This window comes from Paraflavitalea pollutisoli, assembly GCF_029360705.1.
Taxonomy (GTDB): domain Bacteria; phylum Bacteroidota; class Bacteroidia; order Chitinophagales; family Chitinophagaceae; genus Paraflavitalea; species Paraflavitalea pollutisoli.
In genome coordinates this window covers 632827-656898 of sequence record NZ_JARKMX010000001.1, presented here as the reverse complement: position 1 = coordinate 656898, position 24072 = coordinate 632827, and the positions used below count along the sequence as shown (strand labels likewise).

The window sequence follows — 24072 nt, the reverse complement described above, 5'->3', positions numbered from 1 at the left end:
AAACTTAAAGATTTATGACAAAAAAGATTCAGTCTGCCCTCATTTCCGTTTTTTACAAAGACGGCCTGGAACCAGTGGTACAGCAACTGCATAAGTTGGGTATTACCATCTACTCCACCGGCGGCACACAAGCTTTCATTGAAAAGCTTGGCATCCCCGTAACCCCCGTGGAAAACCTGACCACTTACCCCTCCATCCTGGGCGGACGGGTCAAAACCCTTCACCCCTCTGTATTCGGAGGAATCCTAGGTCGCCGGGATAATGAAACCGACCTGCAGGAGATGAAACAATACAACATTCCCGAGATCGACCTGGTGATCGTAGATCTTTATCCCTTCGAAGAAACAGTGGCTACTACCAACGAAGAGAAGCTCATTATCGAAAAGATAGATATCGGCGGCCCCTCCATGATCCGTGGTGCAGCCAAAAACTTCCGCGACCTGGTAGTGATCGCCGCTAAATCCGAATACGCACACCTCGAGCAATTGCTGAGAGAGCAGGAAGGAACCACCACCATCGAACAGCGCAAGGCCTTTGCCGCTAAAGCATTCGAGATCGTTGCACACTACGATGTGGCCATCGCCAAATATTTCAACAGCACCGATGCACTCTATTTCGTCGAGTCGATCCCCCACCCCAAGACGATGCGTTATGGAGAGAATCCACACCAGACAGGTGTATTCTTTGGCAACCTGGACGAAATCTTCAACCAGCTCAACGGAAAAGAGCTGTCGTATAATAACCTCGTGGATGTTGACGCTGCCGTACAACTGATCAACGAATTTACCAGCGACACAGCCACCCCTGTATTCGCCATCATCAAACACACCAACGTGTGTGGTATCGCTTCCCGTCCAACGGTAAAGAGTGCCTGGGATGCAGCCCTTGCCGGCGACCCCGAAAGTGCCTTCGGCGGCGTACTCGTTTGCAACGGCACCATCGACAAAGCAACAGCCGAGGCCATCAATGAGATCTTTTTTGAAGTATTGATCGCTCCTGCATTCGATGAAGATGCGCTGACCATCCTGAAGTCAAAGAAGAACCGGATCCTCCTGCAACAGAAAGCAGCCTTCAAAAAAACCAAAGAATACAAATCAGTATTGAATGGTGTTTTGATACAAGGGGCAGACGAAGGCAACTTCGTTGAATGGAAAGAAGTAGGTGGCCGCGAAACGACCGCCACAGAAAAAGCAGACCTGGAATTTGCCAACCTCGTATGCAAGCACCTGAAGTCCAACGCTATCGCATTGGTGAAAGATAAACAACTCATCGGCAAAGGTTGCGGACAAACAAGCCGAATCGACTCCCTGCGCCAGGCAATTGAAAAAGCAGGTCAGTTCAAGTTCGACCTGAACGGAGCCGTGTTGGCCAGCGACGCATTCTTCCCCTTCAATGATTGTGTGCAGATGGGACACGCCGCAGGCATCACCGCTTATATACAACCGGGAGGCAGCGTACGCGATAAAGATTCTATCGAATACAGCCAACAAAATAAATTGGCCATGGTTATGACAGGCATGCGCCACTTTAAGCACTAACAAACTGAATGACGAACCCCTTAACCAAAACACCTTTCCTACATCACCGGGGTAGCCGCATTAAGGCCCTGGTAGCATTGGGAATGGTATGTTTTTTCTGGGGTACCACCTGGATCGCTTCCAGACAAGGCGTCAAATATATGCCCGCAATACAACTGGCCGGCATTCGTCAATCGATTGGCGGCCTGTTGTATGTGTGCTTCTTTCTCAGTAAAGGCCGCGCCTGGCCGCGCGGCAAAGAGTGGGGTCCCATCATCATCCTCAGCCTGCTCAACTTCTTTCTCACCAATGGTCTCTCAACCTGGGGTGTTAAGTATATCTCCGCGGGATTGGGCGCCATTATCGCTGCCACCTTTCCCTTGTGGATCGTGATCATCAACCTCTTTACAGCACGCACCAGGATACCCCTGATGGCCCTTGCCGGGCTCGTACTGGGTTTTGGAGGCGTTTGCGTCATCTTCTACGAACACCTGGCCGACTTCTTTGATCCGGAATTCCGCTTCGGTATCCTCTTATCACTGACAGCATCCTGGACATGGGCCTTCGGAACACTTTATACCAAACAACAGGCGACCGCTTTCAACCCTTATTTCAGTCTCGGATTACAAATGCTGATCTCCGGCATACTGACCAGTATCATCGCCTACAGCACTGGCAACACAGTACCGATACAGGAAATACCCTGGCAGTCCTGGACAGCTATCGCCTACCTGGCCACCTTTGGTTCCGTCATCTCTTTTCTCGCTTACCTATATGCTTTACAGAACCTGCCCACCGAACAGGTATCCATTTATGCCTACATCAATCCAATGGTCGCAGTATTATTTGGGGCTTTGTTGTTTGATGAAAAGCTAACGATATTCATAGCCGTAGGAGGTGCTATTACACTGCTGGGGGTCAACCTGATCAACCGGGCTTACCGGCGATCGAAATAGCTTAAATGTGGGGAAGCGAAGTATTACCTGGCCAACTGTACCATATGCCTGCTACAACTGGTTATCCTCTAATCGGAATAAGCATCCCAATACACCGTCTCGCGCATAAATAACTCAAACATTTCACGCCAACCGGCAAAACGACGGTCTGTGCCTAATATTGAATTGTGCCAAATAGAGATCATCATGCCGTTCAGTTTTCGTATCTGCTCATGGTATAAGACCAATTCGGCGTAAGCCTGTTGCGGTGTGTCTTTCTGTTCATAGTAAGAGTTGGCGTCCATAAAACAGAAAGGATAAAGCACCAGGGAAGTGCTTTGCTCGAGGTTCAGGTCGTACCATACAAACGATGAACAAACAGATGCCCTGAAACCGTTGATACTGCCATAGCCCATGGAAAAATCTTTCTCGATACCAGCTTTTACGAGCAGCCGGTAGGTATCGGGCAATTCAAACCGTATATAGTGCTGACGGCTTCTGGTGATCGGCGTATCGGCCACAACTTCCAGCCACTCCTTTTCCTCCACCAGTAGGTCGGGATCGTCACCGCTTTGCCACGAAGGATGAATGCCCGTCTTATAGGTGTTGGAATAATACTCGATCAGTTGCCGGAAAGCTTTCACATCAGTAGGTGTATTTTTGTCATACCCTACTTGCTTACGCGCCACGAGGAAGAAATAGTAGGGCCGCAACCGGCAATACAAATGCAGCGCATCGAGCCATTCAAAACAGTCATAGGGGTCTTTCTGCAGTCCTCGTAATACATTCCAGCGGTCTTTCACCTCTGTCCATTGCCCCTTGATAACAGAACGGGCAAATCCGCCCGCCGTTCGTACAAACCCTTTATGTAGGTATGACCAGGCGATGTCGATATCGTAAGAGAGAATACATTTAAAATTCTTCTTGCTGAAAGTCAGATTCGGAAACCGTTGCAGCAAGGCCTGCTTGAACTGAAGCAACCAGTAATTGACCAGCGGCTGATCAAGAAACCCCTCCCGGAAGGCCAGGGAATTGGTATGCGCATACCGGCCGTATTCATCCTTATCATGTGGCAGGTATTCTTCGTAGCGGCTGAGCACGTAGAAGGTGGCAGCTAAAAGATCGAAGGGGAGATCTCCCTCGCTCGCAAAAAAGGCTGTCCGCCCCTGCGAGGTAAAGCAATGTATGTCCTGCGGCCGGATGCCTTTTTCAAACAAAAGTCTTACAGGCCGTACAGAGAACACCTCAGCATCGAATGGCTCGGAAGAGTAATTGATACGCGGCCCGACAGCCGTCTGGAAGTGGTGAAGATCAGTGGTGATGGTCACAGTTGTTTCAAACAACTCTTTGTTGAGAAAATCAACAACATATTGCAGTCGGGGGGTGATGGTATAACTAAAAAGCAGCATCCGTAGCACAAAATAAAAAAGTCAACCGATAAAGTTGACTTTCTATATAAAATGTTCTCATTTTTTGACCGAAGGGGGGGCGTGCTTTTCCTGCCATTGCTCATTGAAGGTTTTAGGTGCAAAATCAAGATCACCGCGGTGTGCGGTCCATCCCTTGAAGACCTTGTTAACCATCCAGTTCTTCGTCTTTTGGCTGCCCTTGTTCATCCACTTGCGGTGAAGGCTGGCCATCTTCCAGGCCTTCCAGGCCATGCGCTCCGACCAGCCAGCTGCCCCCTGCTCCACGGCTTCATGCCTGTTCTCCAGCAGCAGCTCATGCAGATTGATCTTCACGGCACATACTTCGGTACAATTACCGCAAAGGGAAGAAGCATAACTCAGGTGCTTCCAATCATCCACGCCCTTCAAATGTGGCGTGATCACAGAACCAATAGGACCACTATAAGTGGTACCATAGGCGTGACCGCCAATATTTTTGTAAACGGGACAGGCATTCAGGCAGGCCCCGCAGCGAATGCAATAAAGGCTTTCACGTGTTTTCTCGTTAGCCAGGATGTTCGTACGGCCATTGTCCAGCAATATTACATACATTTCTTCCGGCCCGTCGGTTTCGCCGGGCTGTCGTGGCCCACTAACAATAGTATTATATACCGTCACATTTTGACCCGTTCCGTAGGTGGCCAGCAAGGGCCAGAACAAGCCAAGATCGTTCATAGAAGGAATGATCTTCTCAATGCCTACAATCGCTATATGAGTCTTTGGATAGGCACAACTCAACCGCGCATTCCCTTCATTTTCTGTGACAGCAATGCCCCCGATATCGGCAATGATAAAATTAGCACCAGTTATACCGACCTCAGCTTCTACGTATTTGGTACGCAGCTTTTCGCGTGCTACCAGGGTAAGCTGGCTTGGCGAAAGATTAGGAGCCGTGTTGAGTTTGTTGTAAAATAGTTTGGCAACGTCTTCCTTACTTTTATGCATGGCAGGCGTTACAATATGGTAAGGAGGCTCTCCATCAAGCTGCTGAATATATTCTCCCAGATCCGTTTCGATACTTTCAATGCCTTTCTTTTCCAGGTAGTCATTGAGATGAATCTCTTCGGTAACCATACTTTTGCTCTTCACCACCGTCTTACAATTCTTGGCAGCGCAGATCTTACCGATTTCCTCCAGGGCTTGCTCAGTCGTCTCGGCCCAGATCACTTTTCCGCCGCGCTTGATCAGGTTGGCCTCAAATTCCTCCAGATATACGTCCAGCATTTCAATGGCCCGCCATTTCACATTCTTCGCACGCTCGCGCGCCAGGTGCACATTGGCAAACTGTTGCTTGCCAACAGGCACCGTTGCATTGTACTTGCTGATGTTGAAATTCACCTTGCGGCGATGCTCCAGATCAGCCGCTTTGACGGTGCTTTTGGCTATAAACGACGAAACGATATCATTCATGCTTCCGGTTGTGAAGTGAAAAACAAGCTTAATGTTACTTGCTGCTCTTGTAAAGCTTTGCAGCAGTATCGAGCGCTTCATAAAAGTCCTCTCCGTATTTCCGGATGATCGGCTCCTTCAGGAATTGATAAACAGGAACTTTCAGCTTTTTACCCAAACCGCATGCCGGTTTGCACAACACCTCGCGTGGCTCGTAGTTCATACGGTCGAAGTCTCCTTCGCGGCCGGTCTTTTGTATAATGGGGAAGAAATGACAACTGATCGGCTTTTTCCAGCCGATAATACCGTCGTTATAGGCCTGTTCAAAAGCACATTTGATAGTACCTTTCGAGTCACGGTAACCGTACACACAAATCTCATTATCGTTGCCCAAAGTAGGGGTAACCCAACCAAACTCGCGGTGATAAACGTATTTACCTTTGCGCTCGATCTCTGCAATCGACTCGGGGGTCAGGTAGGGAAGAACCTTATCGTACAGGTCAACGATCAGGTCCAGTTCAGCATTTTCCAACGGGGCACCAGCATCCCCTTCCTCACAACATCCGCCCTTACACTTCGAAAGGTCGCATACAAATTGCTCCTCCACCACGTCGTTACTGATCAATACATTATCAACTGCTATCAAGGGAATAAATTTTACATCGCAAATTTACGATGTTGGCAGCATCCCGGGCTCATATATTTTGCCCGCCAAAACAACGGGGAACGTCGCCTGTTCTGCACCGCAAAACAAGGAAAGGCTTGGCGGTTGTGCTCCCGCCCAACTTTTAGCCCGGCTCGTAAGTAGTTGACAGTAATAGGAATTATCAATGTTTTACCCCGGGATCGACAGGAGTAGGCTGCGGCTTGGGTGCGGCAACAGTTGGCTTGCTGCTGGTTCCACCCTTCCATTTCAGTGTGTTGATCAGGTGCTTCATATCCTCCTGCAGAAACTGGTTGACAATGCCCAGCGAGTCTTCATTCGGAGAGGCATCAAAGTACAGAGCCCCCCGCAAAAAATGTTTGACAGAATCAGTCACAAAGAACTGCTTGGCAGTAGCAGCATTGCCACCGACATGAAAAAAAAGGCCGCTGATACCATTGGGAGTAAGCATGGCCGAATCGGTGATCTCTGTAGCCTTTTGGGTGTGTTTATAGGTCATCTGAAAAGCGTCATTCACCAGCTTTGTCAGCTCATTTTTACCAATTTCTTTGTAGCTCATATAGATCTTCCCATCGAATTGGGGAAAGTCGACATTGACCCAGTAGTCGTTCTCCGGTTTACCATCAAAGAAAGAGGTGTCCTTTACAACCCTGGCATAAACCGGGTATTCAAAAGTATAGGGATAACCTGGTTGGTCAAACAGCTTGTATTCATGCTTGGGAAAATCTATCTGATAATAACCCTTTTTCCTGATCGTATAGTCGCTGTTGCAAGCAGCCAGAAAAGCTAACACAAGGAAGGGTAAAAGGAAACGCTTAACCATAATACGTATAATAAATCAGGAGTCTACAATAGAAACAGTACTGTTACAGAGGACGAATTATACTGTGCCGGGCTTGATGGTTACCTGCACCTTTTTGATCCGGTTACGGTCCACTTCAAGAATGGCAAATTCAAAGTCACCGATAGGTACCACATCACCAGCCTTGGGAATTTCACCCGCCAGCTCCAGGATCAGACCTGCCAGCGAATCACTTTCCCCCCTTACCTGGTCAAAGGTATCGGCAGGCAGGTTCATGGTATTACAGGCGTCATAGATCATCGTGCGGCCTTCAAAAACATAAGTAGCATCGTCAATCTTCTTATTGCCCGACTCTTCTTCGTCAAACTCGTCCTTGATCTCGCCAATGATCTCTTCCAGGACATCTTCCAGGGTAATGATACCACTCGTACCGCCAAATTCATCTACCACCACCGCAAAATGGATACGCTTGCTTTGGAACTCGGTAAGCAGGTCCTCAATAAACTTCTGTTCATGTACAAAATAGGGCGGTCTCAGCAAACTTTGCCAGTCGTAATTATCGGGTTCGTTTAGGTGTGGGATCAGGTCTTTGGAGTGAATAATACCCTGAATATCGTCCAGGCTGCCTTTGAAAACCGGCATGCGGGAATAATGCGTATCCTTGACAATCTGCTTCAATTCCTTGAAGGATAAATTGTGTTCTACACCATGCACATCAAGGCGGGTACACATCACTTGCTTCACCGTAATATTTGCAAACTTATAGATCCCTGCAAGGATACGCTGCTCCTCTTCTTCATGAATGGTAGAGCGGATCTGCTCTTCCAGTTGTTTTTGAGTAAGTGCCCGCGAAGCTTTACCACCAAAGATCTTTTCCACCCTGTCAGACATGCTGACCATCCACCCCGCCATCCGTTTAAAAAGATAAAAGGTAACTTCAACCAGGAAAGAGGCTTCGTAAGCAGAGCGAAGGTTATTCTGATTGGCCCGGACTTTAGGCAACACTTCGCCAAACAATACGATCACAGCGCTGATCACGATCAGTTTGATGAAAAAGATAACCAGACCTACTATCCAGCTGTCATCTTTGAAAGTAAATATGGGATCGATCAGGAAATTAGCCAGGATAATGATGGCAATATTGATCAGCGTATTGGCAATCATCAACGATGCCTGTAACTTACGCGGCTCATCGAGCAGGTTGGCAATCCGCTTCCAGCCAGAATCCTGCTTCGTCTTCAGCATGTTCACATCCCGGTAAGTAAGGGAAAAGAAAGCGACCTTGGCCCCCGAAATAAAGAAAGAAAGTAGCAACAGGAATAAAACTACTGCAGATAGAATGGTTGTGGCTTGTACATTCACAGCCAGGAAAACGGGCTGCCCTGCTTCGCCTGGTAACAAACACCTGAAAGGATTATCCAAAGCAAAATTGGTTTTTGTTAAAAATGATCGATCAACAGTTTAGGCTGAGCCGCATCAATAAAGGCAGGCCTCAGCCCGCCGGGAAAAACTTGACTTATGCAAAAATATTGTTGCGGGTCGGAATGATCAAAAATGGATTTAGGGGGACTTTATTGCCCTGACACCCCATTAAATCTTGGAAATCCGGAAAATGGGTAATCTAAAACGGAAGGTCTTGCGAAGGCTCGCCCATGGGTGGGATATCGGTATTGCTGAATCCTTCCACATTTTCACCGTGTGAATTGGTATGATTACCGTGGTGTGTACCATCAGTACGTTTATCTAGCATAATGAGGTTATCCCCCACTACTTCGGTAGCAAACTTTTTATTACCTTCTTTATCTTCCCAGCTGCGGGTACGCAGGCGTCCTTCGATATACACCAGGCTCCCTTTATGCAGGTATTTCTGGGCCAGCTCGGCCAATCCTCTCCAAAGTACCACCGTATGCCATTCGGTCTGTGAAATAAGCTTACCAGCCCTGTCTTTGAATGTTTCCGTGGTTGCCAGTGGAAACTTTGCTACTGCAATATTGCCTTCCAGGTACTGCACATCCGGATCCCTTCCCAAATTGCCAATGAGCATAACCCTGTTAACGCCTCTCATAAATGGTGAGTTTATTGTTAGAAATCGTCTACCGGTTTTATTTACTCTTAAAGTTAATTTTTTTTCAAGATATTTTCCATTTTTTTGACCCTACTAAGTGTTAATATAGGGCGCCGATCCTCATCATTGTGAATGCATTAAAATAACTGTGCCAACGACGTTTTTTCGTCCAGAAAGGTGTTAATGATACGCGGAAAGGCCAGACGTTTAAATTGCTTCTTATCGGTGAGCAAATAATCTTTTAAAGCCGTGACCGGCTTTAACGTTGTAACGGTTATAAACTGACCATGAATGAGCTGATGCGTAAGTTGCTGATGATAAACTTTACTAATATGACTGACCGAATAGGAATGTTTGCCAAACAGCTTCTTTAGATAAGGAAGGTCTTGAAACATCGTTTGTACAGGGGTAGCTGATTCAAACAACACAAACTCGTGCAGGTCTTGCCAGATATCTTTCTCGCTACGCTGCCGAACATAAACTTTGTCCTCGTACTGAATGATGAAATAATAGAACCAACGCTCTTTTTTGGCCAGGCTTTTTTCCTTGACGGGCAGCTGTTTGATCAGGTTGTGCTTAAACGCTTCACAATCGGCCTGTTGCGGACACTCGCCGCATAAAGGGTTCTGCGGTTTGCATATAACAGCACCAAAATCCATGATTGCCTGGTTGTATTTACCGGGTTCGTCATAATCCAGTAACGCGGTAGCCAGTTCCTGGTACATCTTCTTACCGGCAGTAGTATCGATCGGCGTAGAAATACCGAAGTAACGTGCAATCACACGTTGCACATTTCCATCCACAACAGCATGTGGTTCATTGAAAGCAAAGGAGGCAATAGCAGCAGCAGTGTAAGGACCGATGCCTTTCAACTTTTTAATCTCATCGTATGTATTAGGAAATATTCCCTTGTAGTCATTCACTACGATCTGTGCAGTGGCGATTAAATTTCTGCAGCGTGTATAATATCCCAGACCTTCCCACAATTTAAATACCTTTTGCTCAGGAGCTTTGGCAAGCTGTTGTATAGTAGGAAAAGCTTTGATAAATTTTTGATAATAAGCCAGCCCTTGCTCTACTCTGGTCTGTTGTAAAATAATTTCACTCAACCAGATTTTATACGGGTTTTTCTCGCCTTTCCATGGCATGGAACGGTCATTTTTGGCCTTATTCCACGCCATCAGCTTCTCAGTGAATATTGGTTTCATGGTAAATATTGAATATATAACCTTTTGATAATGAGTACAGTTAAGGGTAACCGGCACGGAAATTGATACCCCTCAATATCAATTATTTATACCTTTTCTTGCAAATGTGCGAATTAACATTTAATTTGAGTAATGAATTGATTTTGTGACAATTGCCGTTTATCGTAAACATATTTTCAAACCCGTTAAAAATTCAACGACATGAGAAAGGCAGACCTCGTTAACCAAATATCTGAAAAAACAGGTATTCCCAAGGTTGATGTTTTGGTTACGCTGGAGACCATGTTCAAGGAAGTGAAAGATACCTTATCCCAAGGAGAAAACATCTACATTCGTGGGTTTGGCAGTTTCATCACTAAAAAGAGAGCTGCTAAGATCGGCCGCAACATTAAGAAAAACATTGCGGTACACATCCCTGAACATTACATTCCAGCCTTCAAACCTGCCAAAGAATTTGTGGCAGAAGTTAAAAAGTTGCAATCAGTAAAAGAAGATCAACCAAACCCCGACGATGAAATGTAATTTTGCTGCTCATTAAATTGTTCTGATTCGTGAAAAAGCAGCAGATGATCCTCGTTGGCAGTGGAGTTGTTCTTCTTTGCCTGTTATTCTTCTTTGGCCGTACAATCCCCCCGAAAGATAAGACCGTGCCTGTAGCAAGCGCAGCCGCTACAGGTCAGTTGGACATTGAGACTATTCTGACGGCCTCCCGCCAGAAGCTAACCCCGTCCCAGCAAGCTCACGTCAGCAAGCTGGAATCGGCCGTTGTCCGTGGAGACGTTAAAGACCAGCAAATCAAGGTGTACAGACAGCTTGCCGAGTTCTGGAAAGACTCGGCTCATATGCTCCTGCCCTTTGCCTGGTATAGCGGAGAAGCTGCTAAATTGGAAAATTCTCAAAAAAACCTCACCTTTGCTGCCCAATTCTATTTAGACGGTGTTCGCCGCCAGGAAGAACCCGCTCTGAAAAGATGGATGGCCTTAGAGGCTAAAGAGTTGTTTGAGAAGGCTTTACAATTGGATCCGAATGATGATTCACTGAAGATCGGACTAGGTAGCTGCTACCTCCTGGGAGGCATCAGCGACAACCCGATGCAGGGAATTCAAATGATCAGGGAGGTCTCAGAACGCGATCCGCATAATATGTATGCACAATTTATGCTCGGAATCGGCGGTTTGGTCTCCGGTCAATTGGACAAAGCCATTGAACGTTTGAAGAAAGTAGCAGAACATGAACCCAACAACCTGGAAGCAATCCTGATGTTGGCCGATGCCTGCGAACGCAAAGGTGACAAAGCCGATGCGATCAAATGGTACACAGCAGCCAGGCTCTTACTGAAAGATCCAGGCTTTGTAAAGGACATTGATGATCGTATCGAGTCGTTGAAGAAATAAACCTTTTCCAAAGAACTGAAGGAGAGAAATTCGAAATCCCTGTACTATCCGTAGCTATCAAGCGGATTTCGGGTTTTTCACTGTAGATCAATAAAGCAACCCTTTCACTCGGATTTGTTAATCATTGAAAGAAAGCTGAAAATTATTAGTTAATTAAAAATCATTGGTGTTTTATGCCTTGTGGTAAAAAAAGAAAGCGTCATAAGATTGCGACGCACAAACGCAAAAAGAGACTGAGAAAGAACCGTCATAAGAAGAAAAATCGCTAATTTATCTTCTTGCAACGGGTCCCGCTAAAACGGGGCCCCTTTCCTTCTTTAGCTGAATTTATTATTTGTCTTTTATTTTCGGACGTGCTGCTTGCATAACTGACCGCTAGATATTTGACAAATAATGCTGCTTCAGCAAACTTCCTTGTAGTGATGATTGGTAAGACGGTAAAAGATGTAACGCTTGAATAAGGAGCTAATTATAAATGTTGCACCTCAGGGGGTGGAAATCGCCCTATTAGAGGACAAGAAGCTGGTAGAATTGCATCATGAAAAAGCAGATGCAAGTTTTGCCGTGGGAGACCTTTACCTCGGTAAAGTGAAAAAACTCATCCCCGGTCTCAATGCTGCATTTGTTGACGTTGGCTTCGAAAAAGACGCTTTCCTCCACTATACCGATCTTAGCCCCTACGCTCGCTCGTTGTTGAAATTCACCCAACAGGCCATCAACGACAATGGAAAAGACTTCGACTTTGGCACTTTCCAGGTAGAACCCGAGATCATCAAGACCGGCAAAATCAACGAAGTACTCAGCGGTAAACCCAACATTCTCGTACAAATTCTCAAAGAGCCTATCGCCGCCAAAGGCCCACGCCTTAGCTGTGAAATTTCTTTGCCAGGACGATTTGTTGTAATCACCCCCTTCAATGACATTGTAGCCGTATCCCGGAAGATCCATTCCGCCGATGAACGCAAAAGACTCCAGAAGATCGTAGAGGCCATCAAGCCTAAGAATTTCGGCGTCATCGTACGTACCGCCGCAGAAGGAAAAAACACTGCCGAACTACACGAAGACCTTTCCATGCTGGTAGAAACCTGGAAAGCCATCCAGAGTAACCTGAAAGGATCAGTCGCTCCTGCCAAGATACTTAGTGAGCAAACCAAGACCACCAGCATATTGCGCGACCTGCTTAATGAAGACTTTAACAAGATCGTCATTAACGACCGGAATATCTACAACGATACCCGTAGTTACATCCAGCGCATCGCTCCCGAGAAAGCCGATATCGTAGCATTTTACCAGAACGGATTGCCCATCTTTGATCAGTTTGGTATCACCAAGCAGGTAAAAGCAGCATTCGGAAAAACCGTCAACCTGCCCAGTGGTGCTTATCTGATTATTGAGCACACCGAGGCATTGCACGTAATCGACGTAAACAGTGGCTACAAAAGTGTTGGCAACAACCAGGAGCTGAATGCACTGGAAACAAATCTCGAAGCCGCTGCCGAAATATCACGCCAGCTCCGTCTGCGTGACCTGGGCGGCATTATCGTGGTTGACTTCATCGATATGAAGCTGCCCGATAACAAGCGCAAGCTGCTCGAGGCCATGGAGGAATTCATGAAGCCCGATCGGGCAAAACATGCCGTACTACCTATCTCCAAATTTGGTATCATGCAGATCACACGTCAACGCATGAAACCGGAGATGAACATCAATACACAGGAAGTATGCCCTACCTGTGCAGGCACCGGAAAGATCTCCTCTACCCTTCTCCTCGAAGACGAGATCGAAAAGAACCTTAGCTATCTCATCACCCATCAGCACAAAGACCTTACATTGGTGGTTCACCCCATTATGTACGCCTACCTGACAAAAGGTGGATGGCTCTTCAAATCCAAGCAGTGGAAATGGAGAATGAAATATGGGCAAAAGATAAAAATGAGCGAGAACACCAATTACCACCTCACAGAATTTCACTTTTTCGACAAACACGAAGAAGAGATCAAACTCTAACTGATCTCTCTATTCATCGTATTCTGCGTATTGCATACACAATACTGCCCTTCCTATGCCCACCAGTCAACGGTAAGAAGCATTCAGCCGCCATCCCATGGTTGGGCTGAGCCTAATGGCTCAGTAAAGTTTATGTAGAACTGCTCTGCCACTTCATATCCCGCGAAGACTTGGTTCAAAATATTGGAGAACACGCAGTGCTTCCTGGGGCATATTATCCCCTTAATTGCTGACAGGTAGGGCAAAAAAAATCGGGCACCGTAGGGAGGGCACCCGATAGACTATAGAAAGGCGAACCAGAAACGCGTTGTAATCAATCTGTGAAGTGTGAAATTATATACCGCCGCGCATTGCTCCAACAACAAACCAATAGGCGTGTCGATTTCGCCTATAAGTGTGTCGATTTGGCCTGTAACTGTGCAAAGCACTTCCCGAAAAATGACTGTTTTTTCCCCTCCGCTGCAGATTATGGAAGCTTGCCACCCTCAATCAGACAGTGCAGTCCAAAACCCATAAAAAAACTCCGGCTCGAGGGCCGGAGTTCGCGTCACAGTTAGCATTGGTTATTGATAGCCAGGTAAATAGTAGCAGTTTTAACCCGGCGCAGTTAGATATGGTTCCAATCAGGGCAAAAGTCCTAAAAGGGAAAAATTCTTAAATGATTTTGGAGGTATGCGCCCATGGCTGCAGGCGCTGCACGACCAAAAGACAAAAAAGCTGTGCAGGATGCTGCACAGCTTTTTATCATTTTGTCAAATTGTTTAAGAAAAAGTTCTTGTTAGTCCCTGCTACGGCTACCGCTGGCATAGATCAACACATATTGAACCAGGGTCGCGATAGAGGCCAAAGCCGCCACCACATAGGTCAGAGCCGCCCATTTCAGGGCGTCCTTAGCCTTGGGAAATTCTTGCTGGCTGGTCACATTCGTACGCTCCAGCCAGGCCAAAGCCCTGCGGCTTGCGTCAAATTCAACCGGAAGCGTTATCACCGAGAAAAGCGTGGTCAACGCAAAAAGAATAATACCGCCCAATAATAAGGCAGGGAAAGCATTGATCATCAACACTCCAGCCAATAATACCCATTGTACGATACCCGAACTGAATTGTACAAAAGGAACCAGTTTGCTGCGCATCGTAAGCCATTGATAAGCAGTAGCATGCTGAACAGCGTGACCACATTCGTGAGCAGCAACGGCCGCTGCAGCTATTGAAACGCCATTATATACATCCGGACTCAGGTTAACTGTTTTGTTTGCAGGATTGTAGTGATCACTCAGAAAACCATCAACAGAGACCACTTTTACGTCATAAATGCCGTTGTCCCGCAACATTTTTTCGGCCACTTCCCGACCACTCAAACCAGAATAAATAGGCACCCGGCTGTAGGTCTTAAACTTACTTTTCAGTACCCCGGAAACCAGCATACTGATGCCCAAAAAGATCAAAGAAACGATTAAAATAGATGGTGTCATTTTCTACCAGTTTAATAAGATATAACACGTGAACATCAAAACAGTTACCAGCTTTTTTTTGACAATTTTTGGCTGGTTTTATGCAAAAATAAGAGGCATTTTGTCACCATGAAATTTGATCAAAGATAAAGGCTGACATTTTATCACAAAGACTTACCCTTAAATATTAATATGTTTCTAATCTACTGTTTATCTGTTAGTTACAAGGCTTCAATACACCGCCCTCGCACACCTGAAAAGGGGGTTAAAATTTATTCACAACCTCAAAAAATAATTTTGTTATGTGGTGCTTATTTGTAATTTAGTGCAAGAATTTAATGGGTTAGTAAGTAAGGGGTCAACAGCAATGTTGGCCCTTTTACTTTGAAAAAATACTGCCCCCCAATACCCCTCCAAATACTTCATTCCACGACTCTCTTTTGATAAAATAATTGCCCCTATCAATTTCATGATTCATCTGTTTATTCAACAGCCTTTCTATTCCAAAAAGAGACACTGATTTCTACAAGCAAGACATGTCAACGCAATCAAATAAAAAGTAGAATCGGAATTGCAACAACTACAAACCATTCCCGCAACTCACGACGTCACGTTTCTTTTTATACTACTACCTTTATTGAATGAGTAAAGTGAAAACTGCGTTCTTCTGTTCCAACTGTGGTTATGAAAGTGCAAAGTGGTTAGGTAAATGTCCCTCATGCGGATCATGGAACACCTTTGTACAGGAAGTCATACACAAAGAATCTTCCCAGAAAGAGAATAATTGGAAAACATTTCAGGACGATAAAAAAGATAGCAAGACAATAGCGCTCCATGCCGTTACAACCCCCGAACAAAAAAGGATCACTACACCAGATGCTGAACTGAACAGGGTTTTAGGCGGAGGTATCGTTCCGGGTAGCATTACACTGATAGCAGGTGAACCGGGTATAGGCAAATCAACTTTATTCCTACAGGTCGGCCTGATGCTAAAAGATATAACCATCCTATACATAAGTGGAGAAGAGAGCGATCAGCAGATAAAGATGCGGGCCGACAGGTTAAAGATTCAAAACGACAACTTTTACTTGTTGACTGAAACGTCTACCCAAACCATCTTCCAGGAAATAAAAAAGCTAAGGCCGCAACTCGTAATCGTCGATTCCATTCAAACCATCCAGTCGCCCTATATCGACTCATCACCCGGTAGCATATCCCAAATACGGGAATCAGCTTCCGAATTCCAACGATTCGCCAAAGAGACCAACATACCCGTGTTCCTGATCGGCCATATTACCAAAGACGGCGCCATTGCCGGGCCCAAAATTCTTGAACACATGGTGGATACGGTATTGCAGTTCGAAGGAGACCGGCATTATACCTACAGGATCCTCCGGACGATCAAAAACCGGTTTGGCAGCACGGCGGAATTGGGTATCTATGAAATGTCGGGCGACGGCATGCGGGGCGTCAATAACCCGAGCGAGCTCCTCATCAGCCAAAAAGAAGACAGCCTCAGCGGAATTGCCATCGCAGCCTCCATCGAAGGCATGCGCCCCCTCTTGATCGAAGTACAGGCACTGGTTACCCAGTCGGTGTACGGTACACCCCAACGCACAGTTTCAGGATTCGACCTGCGTCGCATGCAGCTCCTGTTGGCCGTACTGGAAAAACGAGGCGGTTTTCATTTTGGCGTCAAAGATGTATTCCTCAATATCGCCGGAGGGCTTAAAGTAGAAGATCCCTCGATCGACCTTGCCGTCCTTTGCGCACTGCTCAGCTCCTATGAGGACATACCCCTTCCCCCACTTACCTGTTTTGCCGGCGAGGTTGGTCTCAGCGGGGAAATAAGAGCCGTGAACCGGATCGAGCAGCGTATCGCGGAAGCGGAAAAACTTGGATTTGAAAAGATCCTGGTCTCACGATACAACCAAAAAGGACTCAACCTGCAAAAGTTCAATATCGAAGTCATCAGCATGGGCCGGGTGGACGAAGTGTATCAATATCTTTTCGGATAGGAAATCTAAAAACGTCAATAACGGGTATATTATGCCATACATACTTAGAGCGGTGAAAATCCGCTCTAAGTCTTCTTACAATGATAGCCGTATGCATATATCCAATATCGCCCGATCACTGTGGCATCTATTCTTTCCCCATACCTGTGCAGGATGTGGAAATGATGCAATCTCCGACAAACAACTACTTTGCCTCTCCTGCATCACCGAACTACCCCTCACCAATTTTCACCTGTATGCCGAAAATCCCGTTCAGCATATCTTCAGGGGCCGACTGCCGGTAAGTTACGCAACCAGTTATACCTACTTCAGCAAAGGATCGCTGGTACAGCACCTGCTGCATGAATTCAAGTACAAAAACCGCAAAGACATAGGCACCTGGTTGGGGCATCGCCTGGGAGAAGCGTTGAAGGCCAGCCCGCATTTTGCACAACCAGACGCGCTGGTGCCAGTCCCCCTGTATCGGTCAAGAGAAAGAAAAAGAGGATACAATCAATCCGAGGTGCTGTGCTCCGCCATGGCCAATTACCTGAATGTTCCCGTACTGGAAAACATAGTCATGCGCAACAGCCCCACCGAATCGCAAACCCGCAAAACACGGATCCAACGCTGGCAGAACATAGAAGGGAAATTTGAGGCCCGCAACCTGAGCTCTTTTGGAGGTAAACACCTGCTTTTGGTCGATGATATCGTTACTACAGGGGCCACCCTCGAATCCTGTGGCAGGGCCTTATTAGCAGCTGGACCGGTTACCCTCAGCATAGCCACTGTGGGGTTCGCAACGAAGTAGAATGGCAATTATTCCCTTCGCCAGCCGTTATTAAAAAGAAGAACAATCATCCCGCCCTGCTCACGCATAGCCGGGATTTCGTATTTTCAAAGATCAGGTATACATTAGCAATTCATGAAGCAAGTACTGATTTTCCTGGTGATCGTAGCCATCGCAGGCACTGCCTGCAAAAAAGATTCCTTTATTACAGGAACTGTCAATCTCAGCACATCTGCAGATACCCTGCATTTTGATACTGTTTTTACGACAACAGGGTCAGTGACTCATTACTTCCGCATCTTCAACAACAACGACCAAAAGCTCCGCATCCACAATGTATCCCTGGCAGGTGGTAACAATTCCTTTTTCCGGATCAATGTCGACGGTACGCCTGGCCCCATCGTCACCAATATAGAAATTGACGCCAACGATAGTGCTTATGTATTCGTTTCTGTAAAGATCGACCCCAATGCGGCCAACCTCCCGTTCGTAGTAAGAGACAGTATACATATCCAATATAACCAGCAGGAACAATGGATACAATTGGAGGCTTGGGGACAAAATGCCCATTTCCTGCGCTCGCATGTAGTAAGCTCCGACGAAGTGTGGACCAACGACAAACCCTACGTGATACTGGGCGGCCTGCAGGTCGACACCAATGCCATACTATCGATAGCCCAGGGATCACGCATCTATTTCCATGCCGACGCGCCATTGGTGGTGGATGGCACCCTGCATGTCGAAGGCGACAGATATGACAGCACAAGGGTGATTTTCCGGGGTGACCGTCTTGACGATCCTTATCGCGACTACCCCGGCGCCTGGCCAGGTATCTATTTCCGCGGCGAAAGCAGTGACAATATACTCCGGTATACTACTATCAAAAACGCCTATCAGGGTATTACCACGATTGGACCTTCTCCCAATAGCAACCCCAAAATCGTTATGTCCGAAACGATCATCGACAATTGTTACGATGCGGGTATACAGGCCGTCCAATCTTCCGTTTGGGCACAGAATTGCCTTATTAGCAATTGCGGCAAGAACATCATCCTTGCCCTGGGTGGCGATTACAACCTGAATCATATTACAGCAGTTGCCTATACCAACAGCTACGCGCAACACAAAGACCCGGTGATACAGATCACCGATTTCATACGGGAGGGCAACACCATTGTTACGGCCCCCTTATATGCCAAAATAACCAACAGTATCTTCTGGGCCGATAACAGTATTGTCGAAAACGAAGTGATCACAAGCAAACAAGGCAGTGATGCCTTCAATGTAGACTTTCAGAACTGTTTGTGGAAAGTGAAGACCAATCCCGCCAATGCAGCCATGAAAGACATCATTGCCAACCAGTCTCCTCTCTTCGACAGCGTAGACAACCAAAAGAGATACTATAACCTTCGCTTGAAAGAAGGCTCGCCGGCACTAAACAAGGGTTTTGCCAGCTCCCTTCCCATAGATCTCGACGGCCTGCCGCGTCCGGTCGGTCTTCCTGATCTGGGTTGTTATGAAAAGCAACAATAGCCAACCAGTCATTTCAGGCAGCTGTAAAATCCTTGTAAAACCAATCAGAACCGCAGCTATTTGCGCTGGTTTGTGCCCAACCAGCCGGCCAAAGGTTAATCAATCGTTATCAGCATCGGGCCCGGTAAATTTTTCACCCTTAGCAACCATTTAACCGCCATCTTTGTATTAGATTTATTGTCATCTTAAAACTTACGTCTATGATACGCCTCTTACTAGCGTCTTTACTGCTGATTGCAGCCAACTCCATTTACGACTTCAAAGTTCCCTCGCTGGAAGGTAAGGAACCCATTAATTTCGAGAAATACAAAGGCAAGAAAATCCTGATCGTCAATACCGCCTCCAAATGCGGCCTGACGCCACAGTATACCGAACTACAACAACTGTATGATAAATACAAAGACAAACTGGTGATCGTTGGTTTCCCTGCCAATAACTTTGCCAACCAGGAGCCCGGCACAGCAGAAGATATCCAGGAAGTATGCCGCAAGAACTACGGTGTTACTTTCCCCATGGCAGAAAAAGTTTCTGTAAAAGGCGATGATATTCACCCCCTCTTCAAATACCTCACCGAAGAAGCGAAAAAGCTGGGTGTGGAAGACCCGATCAAATGGAATTTCACCAAATTCCTGATCGACGAGAAAGGTAAGCTGATCGCTGTTATTCCCAGCAGAACCAAACCCATGAGCGAAGAATTGACTAAGTACCTGAATTAATCGAACTAACACATACAAAGAAAAGCGGATACACACAGTGTCCGCTTTTTTATTGCATTCACTGACCAACCTGGCCTGATTATCCACAATCAAATCTCAGCTCAATCCTTACCGGACCATCATTCCAAAATCGAGCATAAAAGTCCAAAAATCGGACATCTGCTACCACTCGCCGAATAGATTTATTGTTCTCATGACAATTAAACAACTTTATACCAGCAAAACGATCCAACCTCCGAAAAGCCGAAGAACCCAAGATCCAACTGTCCGGAAAAGCCGCAAAGACCGCATCCTTGTGAAATGAGCATCAGTCCATGTCCACCAATTCCTTTGAAATGGCCGCAACCAGAAAAACTGCCAATCCAATGCCCGTGAATCGCTAAAGAAGGTATCCTCGATGAAAAACCACAGAAGATCCAAATACCTACTGACGAAAGCCTATCCTGGAGCGAAGACCCTCAAGAGCAGACTGTACAATCATTAGATAGTAAGTCCGGGATATCCTGTAGTAAGACCCAAGTTGACCCGTTCCGTACAGGAAGATTTTTAAACCGTTCGCGACCACTGCGAACGGTTTATTTTTTACGCCTATCTTCGCCCCATGTCTTTCAAGGATATTATCGGCCAACAGGATACCAAGGAACACCTGGTGGGAATGGTACAACAAAATCGCCTCAGCCATGCTTTGCTTTTCCTCGGCAAAGAAGGCAGTGGTGCCCTTCCCCTCGCTATCGCATTTGCCCAATATATAGTATGTGAAAAGGTGAATGGCAAAAAAGAGGCAGCCCAGGCTGGCCCCTCCCTGTTTGGCGATGCCCCCGCAGCAACCACCGACCTGAAGACTACCCTCTCCGACGCCTGCGGTGTATGTCCCAGTTGTCAGAAAGCGCAGCAGTTGGTACACCCCGATATCCATTTTTCTTATCCTGTAATCCCCCGCAAGCCCGGCGACAAACCCATCAGTACCGATTACATTACCGAATGGAGGGAGTTTATCGTAGAACAGCCGTACGGCAACGCCTACGACTGGCTTCAGTTTATCGGCGCAGAGAACAAGCAGGGGAATATCACCGCTTACGAATGCAATGAGATCATCCGCAAACTAAACCTTAAAAGCTTCGAAAGCGGCTTTAAAGTATTGGTCATGTGGATGCCCGAATACCTCGGTAACGAAGGCAATAAATTGCTGAAACTGATCGAGGAGCCCCCACCGGATACGCTTTTCGTGCTCGTAGCCGAAAACGAGTCCCAGATCCTGGCCACCATCCTGTCCAGAACGCAACTCGTTAAAATACCGGCGCTTACTACGGAAGCCATCACCGAAGCGCTCATGTCGAAGGCCAAATGCACCGAAGAGCAAGCCCGGCCCGTAGCCTCCATCGCAGCTGGCAACTACCGCGAAGCGCTACACCTCATCAAGCATTCGGGCGAAGATTGGCAGGTCATGTTGCGTGAGTGGCTGAATGCTATCCTTAAGAATGGTCCAATTGCCCAGGTCAAATGGATCGAAGACGCCAGCAAACTCGGCCGGGAAAAACAGAAACAATTCCTCCTATACTTCAATCACCTGCTGGAACAGGCCATCCGGCTGCAAGCTATGGGAGCCAATGCAGTATATATGCCTGATAATGAGCGCGATTTTGCGTTAAGGCTGAACAAGATTGCCAATTTCGAACAACAGGAGGCCATCATCGAAGAGCTCGACCGGTCGGCTTACTTCATCGAACGCAACGCCAACGCCAAAATGCTCTTTCTCGCCCTGACGATCAAATTGTACCATATTATTGCCCATAAGCAGACGACCCGCATCATGTGACGGTTTTACACTTAAAAACCTATATTTGTAAATCGGCCTGTGTAGTAGGAGTTTGTGGAAGAGGCTGTAGCAAGTGGATTTGTGTAAGAGGAGCGTTTTACGGGTTATCTTACTTCGCTATATAATTGTGTTGCATTTGCGTATTGATCTGACTATTCCTGCGGTGGATTTCAACCCCATTATCACAGGAGGCAGATTTTGATATTATTTTTAGTCGTTAAAAGGGCTGGATATAATGTATTAATAGCGCCTACGCAATACGATCCCTCCACAAGGTGTTGAACAGCAGCCGTCAACAATTTTTTTCATCGTCAATTACGGATAGAATGGGATGTAGTTCATGTGGAACCACAGGAAAAGTGGCTGGCTGTAAAAGCAATGGCGGCTGCAGCACAGGTAGTTGTAACAGGATGAATGCGTACGATTGGTTGAGAAACCTGCCAATCGCCGACCAGGATACAGCTTGCAAAGTGGTCGAAGTCAGCTTCAATAAAGGAAGCCGGAAAGATTTCTACCGCAACACATCGGTACAGCCTTTTGAAAAAGGAGACTATGTAGCAGTGGAAGGCATCAGCGGATTCGACCTGGGAGAAATATCGCTGACCGGTGAGGTGGTACGCATTCAAATGAAGAAAAGGAATGTGAGCGAATTCGATTCCGACTTCAAAAAAGTACTTCGCCGCGCCAGCGATAAAGATCTTGAGATCTGGCAACTAAATAAAGCCCGCGAAAAAGAGGCCCTCATCCAAAGCCGCGCCATCACCAAACAATTGAACCTCGACATGAAGATGAGCGAGGTAGAAATTCAGGCCGATGGGCGAAAAGCGACTTTCTTTTACATCGCTGATGACCGGGTCGATTTTCGCGAACTGATCAAAATACTCGCCCGCGAATTCAAGGTCAAGGTGGAAATGCGCCAAATCGGTGCCCGCCAGGAAGCCGCCAAGGTGGGCGGTATTGGCAGCTGCGGACGCGAACTTTGCTGTAGCACCTGGCTCACCGATTTCAAATCGGTCAACACCACCGCAGCCCGGTACCAAAACCTTTCCATCAACCAGAGCAAACTGAGTGGCCAGTGCGGTCGCCTCAAATGCTGCCTCAATTACGAACTGGATACGTACCTCGACGCCCTGCAGTCATTCCCCGACAACGCAGATATGCTCCAGGTAGGCAAAGGCAACGCCACCCTTATCAAAAAGGATATCTTCAAGAACCTGATGTGGTATGTATTGCCCGATAGCAATAAACAATACCCCGTATCCATCGAACGGGTGCGTAAGATCAAGCAGCTGAATGCACAGGGTATTACGCCCGACCAACTGGAACCCGTAGAGGTTACCAGCAGCAAACCCAAAGAGGCAGAACCAGCCTTTGTGGACCTGGTTGGTCAGATCAGTTTGCGCAGCCTGGAGAGAGCCGAGAAAAAGAAAAAACATAGCCAGAAAGAAAACCGCCAGCAACAACAACGCCCTCAACAGCCCCGCGGTCAGCAGGGAGGTCAACAAGGTGCACAACAAGGCGGCGGAGGCCAGCAAGGCAAATCACAGCAACCCAACCAACGCCCCCAAAATCAGCAAGGCGGTCAGCAACCCAAGCAACAGGGCGGTCAACAAAACCGTTCGCAGCAAGGCGGCGGCCAGCAGAAAGAAGGTGGTCAACAACAAGGGCAACAAAACCGTCCCCGCCAGGGTGGTGGTAACCAACAAGGCGGAAGTCAGCAAGGTGGCCAACAACGCTCCCAACAGGGCGGCGGCCAACAACGATCACAACAAGGCAGTGGTCGACAAGGTGGCCAGCAAGGTGGTGGTCAGCAAGAAGGTGGCCAACAAGGAAGCCAGCAAAACAGACAACAGAACCAGCCCCGCAGAGACAATCGCCAACAACAACAGCAACCTAAGAAAGATGACCAGCGGCCACCCAATCCGCCGCAGGAAAATAAGAGCTAAATAAATACTTACTACATACAAAACGGAACATCGTGATTCGATGTTCCGTTTTTCTTTTTACACACCTCCCCATTTCATGCTCCACGAATCCTCTGATTTTACCCAATCACACGATACATTATTTCAGCAGAAACACCAGCTAACTACAACCCGGATTAAATACGCATCCATTGTTGCTTTTTAATACCCGTATGAGTTCCATCTACAGTAATTCTTATATATCTTCGCTGGCCAACAGAACACCCTAACGGCGCTCAACGCTCGTACTTTCCCCATAGCCCGCCCCGTTCAGCTATCCAACTTATGAATCTCCTCTTTTAAAATTCGGATGCCGCCACGCCGGTAGCCTGTGGACTTCCATGCCTGAACATAATTCGTTTCACCCAAATCTTTTA

At 46.9% G+C, this 24072-nt stretch carries 19 protein-coding genes; 11 read left to right on the top strand and 8 right to left on the bottom strand.

The features are described 5' to 3' along the window. Positions 1-14 precede the first annotated feature (14 nt). Together purH and P2W70_RS02740 are read left to right on the top strand one after the other, a co-directional pair. Positions 15-1538 (top strand): bifunctional phosphoribosylaminoimidazolecarboxamide formyltransferase/IMP cyclohydrolase, encoded by a 1524-nt coding sequence (gene purH / locus P2W70_RS02745; protein ID WP_276479891.1) that lies wholly within the window; start codon positions 15-17, stop codon positions 1536-1538. Between the two features lie 8 nt (positions 1539-1546). Then, positions 1547-2473 carry a DMT family transporter gene (locus P2W70_RS02740; RefSeq protein WP_276479890.1) on the top strand — a complete coding sequence of 309 codons (927 nt, stop codon included), beginning with the start codon at positions 1547-1549 and terminating at the stop codon, positions 2471-2473. Between the two features lie 68 nt (positions 2474-2541). Here the strand turns inward: P2W70_RS02740 and P2W70_RS02735 are convergent, their stop codons facing one another. From P2W70_RS02735 to mutY, 7 genes are all read right to left on the bottom strand, one after another. After that, entirely contained in the window at positions 2542-3861 is a 1320-nt protein-coding gene (locus P2W70_RS02735) for a polysaccharide deacetylase family protein (protein WP_276479889.1), read from the bottom strand. Positions 3862-3918: 57 nt separating this feature from the next. Beyond that, entirely contained in the window at positions 3919-5310 is a 1392-nt protein-coding gene (locus P2W70_RS02730; protein WP_276479888.1) for a LutB/LldF family L-lactate oxidation iron-sulfur protein, read from the bottom strand. Positions 5311-5344: 34 nt separating this feature from the next. Next, positions 5345-5935: a DUF3109 family protein gene (locus P2W70_RS02725; protein ID WP_276479887.1), complete on the bottom strand. Its 591-nt coding sequence runs from the start codon at positions 5933-5935 to the stop codon at positions 5345-5347. Between the two features lie 181 nt (positions 5936-6116). Beyond that, positions 6117-6746, bottom strand: coding sequence for a gliding motility lipoprotein GldD (gene gldD, locus P2W70_RS02720; protein ID WP_276479886.1), 630 nt, complete (start codon positions 6744-6746; stop codon positions 6117-6119). A gap of 87 nt (positions 6747-6833) precedes the next feature. Next, positions 6834-8177, bottom strand: a complete 1344-nt coding sequence (gene gldE, locus P2W70_RS02715; RefSeq protein ID WP_276479885.1) for a gliding motility-associated protein GldE — start codon at positions 8175-8177, stop codon at positions 6834-6836. A 199-nt stretch (positions 8178-8376) separates the two neighbouring features. Next, a complete protein-coding gene (locus P2W70_RS02710) occupies positions 8377-8820 on the bottom strand; it encodes a single-stranded DNA-binding protein (protein ID WP_276479884.1) in 444 nt (147 codons plus the stop codon). A gap of 137 nt (positions 8821-8957) precedes the next feature. Then, on the bottom strand, positions 8958-10028 hold the full coding sequence (mutY, locus tag P2W70_RS02705; RefSeq protein WP_276479883.1) for an A/G-specific adenine glycosylase: 1071 nt from the start codon (positions 10026-10028) through the stop codon (positions 8958-8960). A 201-nt stretch (positions 10029-10229) separates the two neighbouring features. On the opposite strand from mutY, the gene P2W70_RS02700 reads away from it, so the two are divergent. The 3 genes from P2W70_RS02700 (at position 10230) to P2W70_RS02685 (ending at position 13429) form a co-directional block, all read left to right on the top strand. Next, on the top strand, positions 10230-10550 hold the full coding sequence (locus tag P2W70_RS02700) for an HU family DNA-binding protein (protein ID WP_014221934.1): 321 nt from the start codon (positions 10230-10232) through the stop codon (positions 10548-10550). A 29-nt stretch (positions 10551-10579) separates the two neighbouring features. Further along, positions 10580-11422: a tetratricopeptide repeat protein gene (locus P2W70_RS02695; protein WP_276479882.1), complete on the top strand. Its 843-nt coding sequence runs from the start codon at positions 10580-10582 to the stop codon at positions 11420-11422. 453 nt (positions 11423-11875) lie between these two features. Further along, a complete protein-coding gene (locus P2W70_RS02685) occupies positions 11876-13429 on the top strand; it encodes an Rne/Rng family ribonuclease (RefSeq protein ID WP_276479881.1) in 1554 nt (517 codons plus the stop codon). 778 nt (positions 13430-14207) lie between these two features. Here P2W70_RS02685 and P2W70_RS02680 read toward each other — a convergent pair. Then, positions 14208-14900 carry a zinc metallopeptidase gene (locus tag P2W70_RS02680; protein ID WP_276479880.1) on the bottom strand — a complete coding sequence of 231 codons (693 nt, stop codon included), beginning with the start codon at positions 14898-14900 and terminating at the stop codon, positions 14208-14210. Between the two features lie 620 nt (positions 14901-15520). Between P2W70_RS02680 and radA the strand changes: the two genes are divergently transcribed. The 6 genes from radA (at position 15521) to P2W70_RS02650 (ending at position 23677) form a co-directional block, all read left to right on the top strand. Then, positions 15521-16897, top strand: a complete 1377-nt coding sequence (gene radA, locus P2W70_RS02675) for a DNA repair protein RadA (RefSeq protein ID WP_276479879.1) — start codon at positions 15521-15523, stop codon at positions 16895-16897. Positions 16898-16928: 31 nt separating this feature from the next. Next, positions 16929-17687, top strand: coding sequence for a ComF family protein (locus P2W70_RS02670; protein ID WP_276479878.1), 759 nt, complete (start codon positions 16929-16931; stop codon positions 17685-17687). A 114-nt stretch (positions 17688-17801) separates the two neighbouring features. Then, a complete protein-coding gene (locus P2W70_RS02665; protein ID WP_276479877.1) occupies positions 17802-19199 on the top strand; it encodes a choice-of-anchor Q domain-containing protein in 1398 nt (465 codons plus the stop codon). Positions 19200-19399: 200 nt separating this feature from the next. Then, on the top strand, positions 19400-19915 hold the full coding sequence (locus P2W70_RS02660) for a glutathione peroxidase (RefSeq protein WP_276479876.1): 516 nt from the start codon (positions 19400-19402) through the stop codon (positions 19913-19915). A gap of 601 nt (positions 19916-20516) precedes the next feature. Next, positions 20517-21731 carry a DNA polymerase III subunit gene (locus P2W70_RS02655; RefSeq protein WP_276479875.1) on the top strand — a complete coding sequence of 405 codons (1215 nt, stop codon included), beginning with the start codon at positions 20517-20519 and terminating at the stop codon, positions 21729-21731. Between the two features lie 410 nt (positions 21732-22141). Next, entirely contained in the window at positions 22142-23677 is a 1536-nt protein-coding gene (locus P2W70_RS02650; RefSeq protein ID WP_276479874.1) for a PSP1 domain-containing protein, read from the top strand. Positions 23678-24072 lie beyond the last annotated feature (395 nt).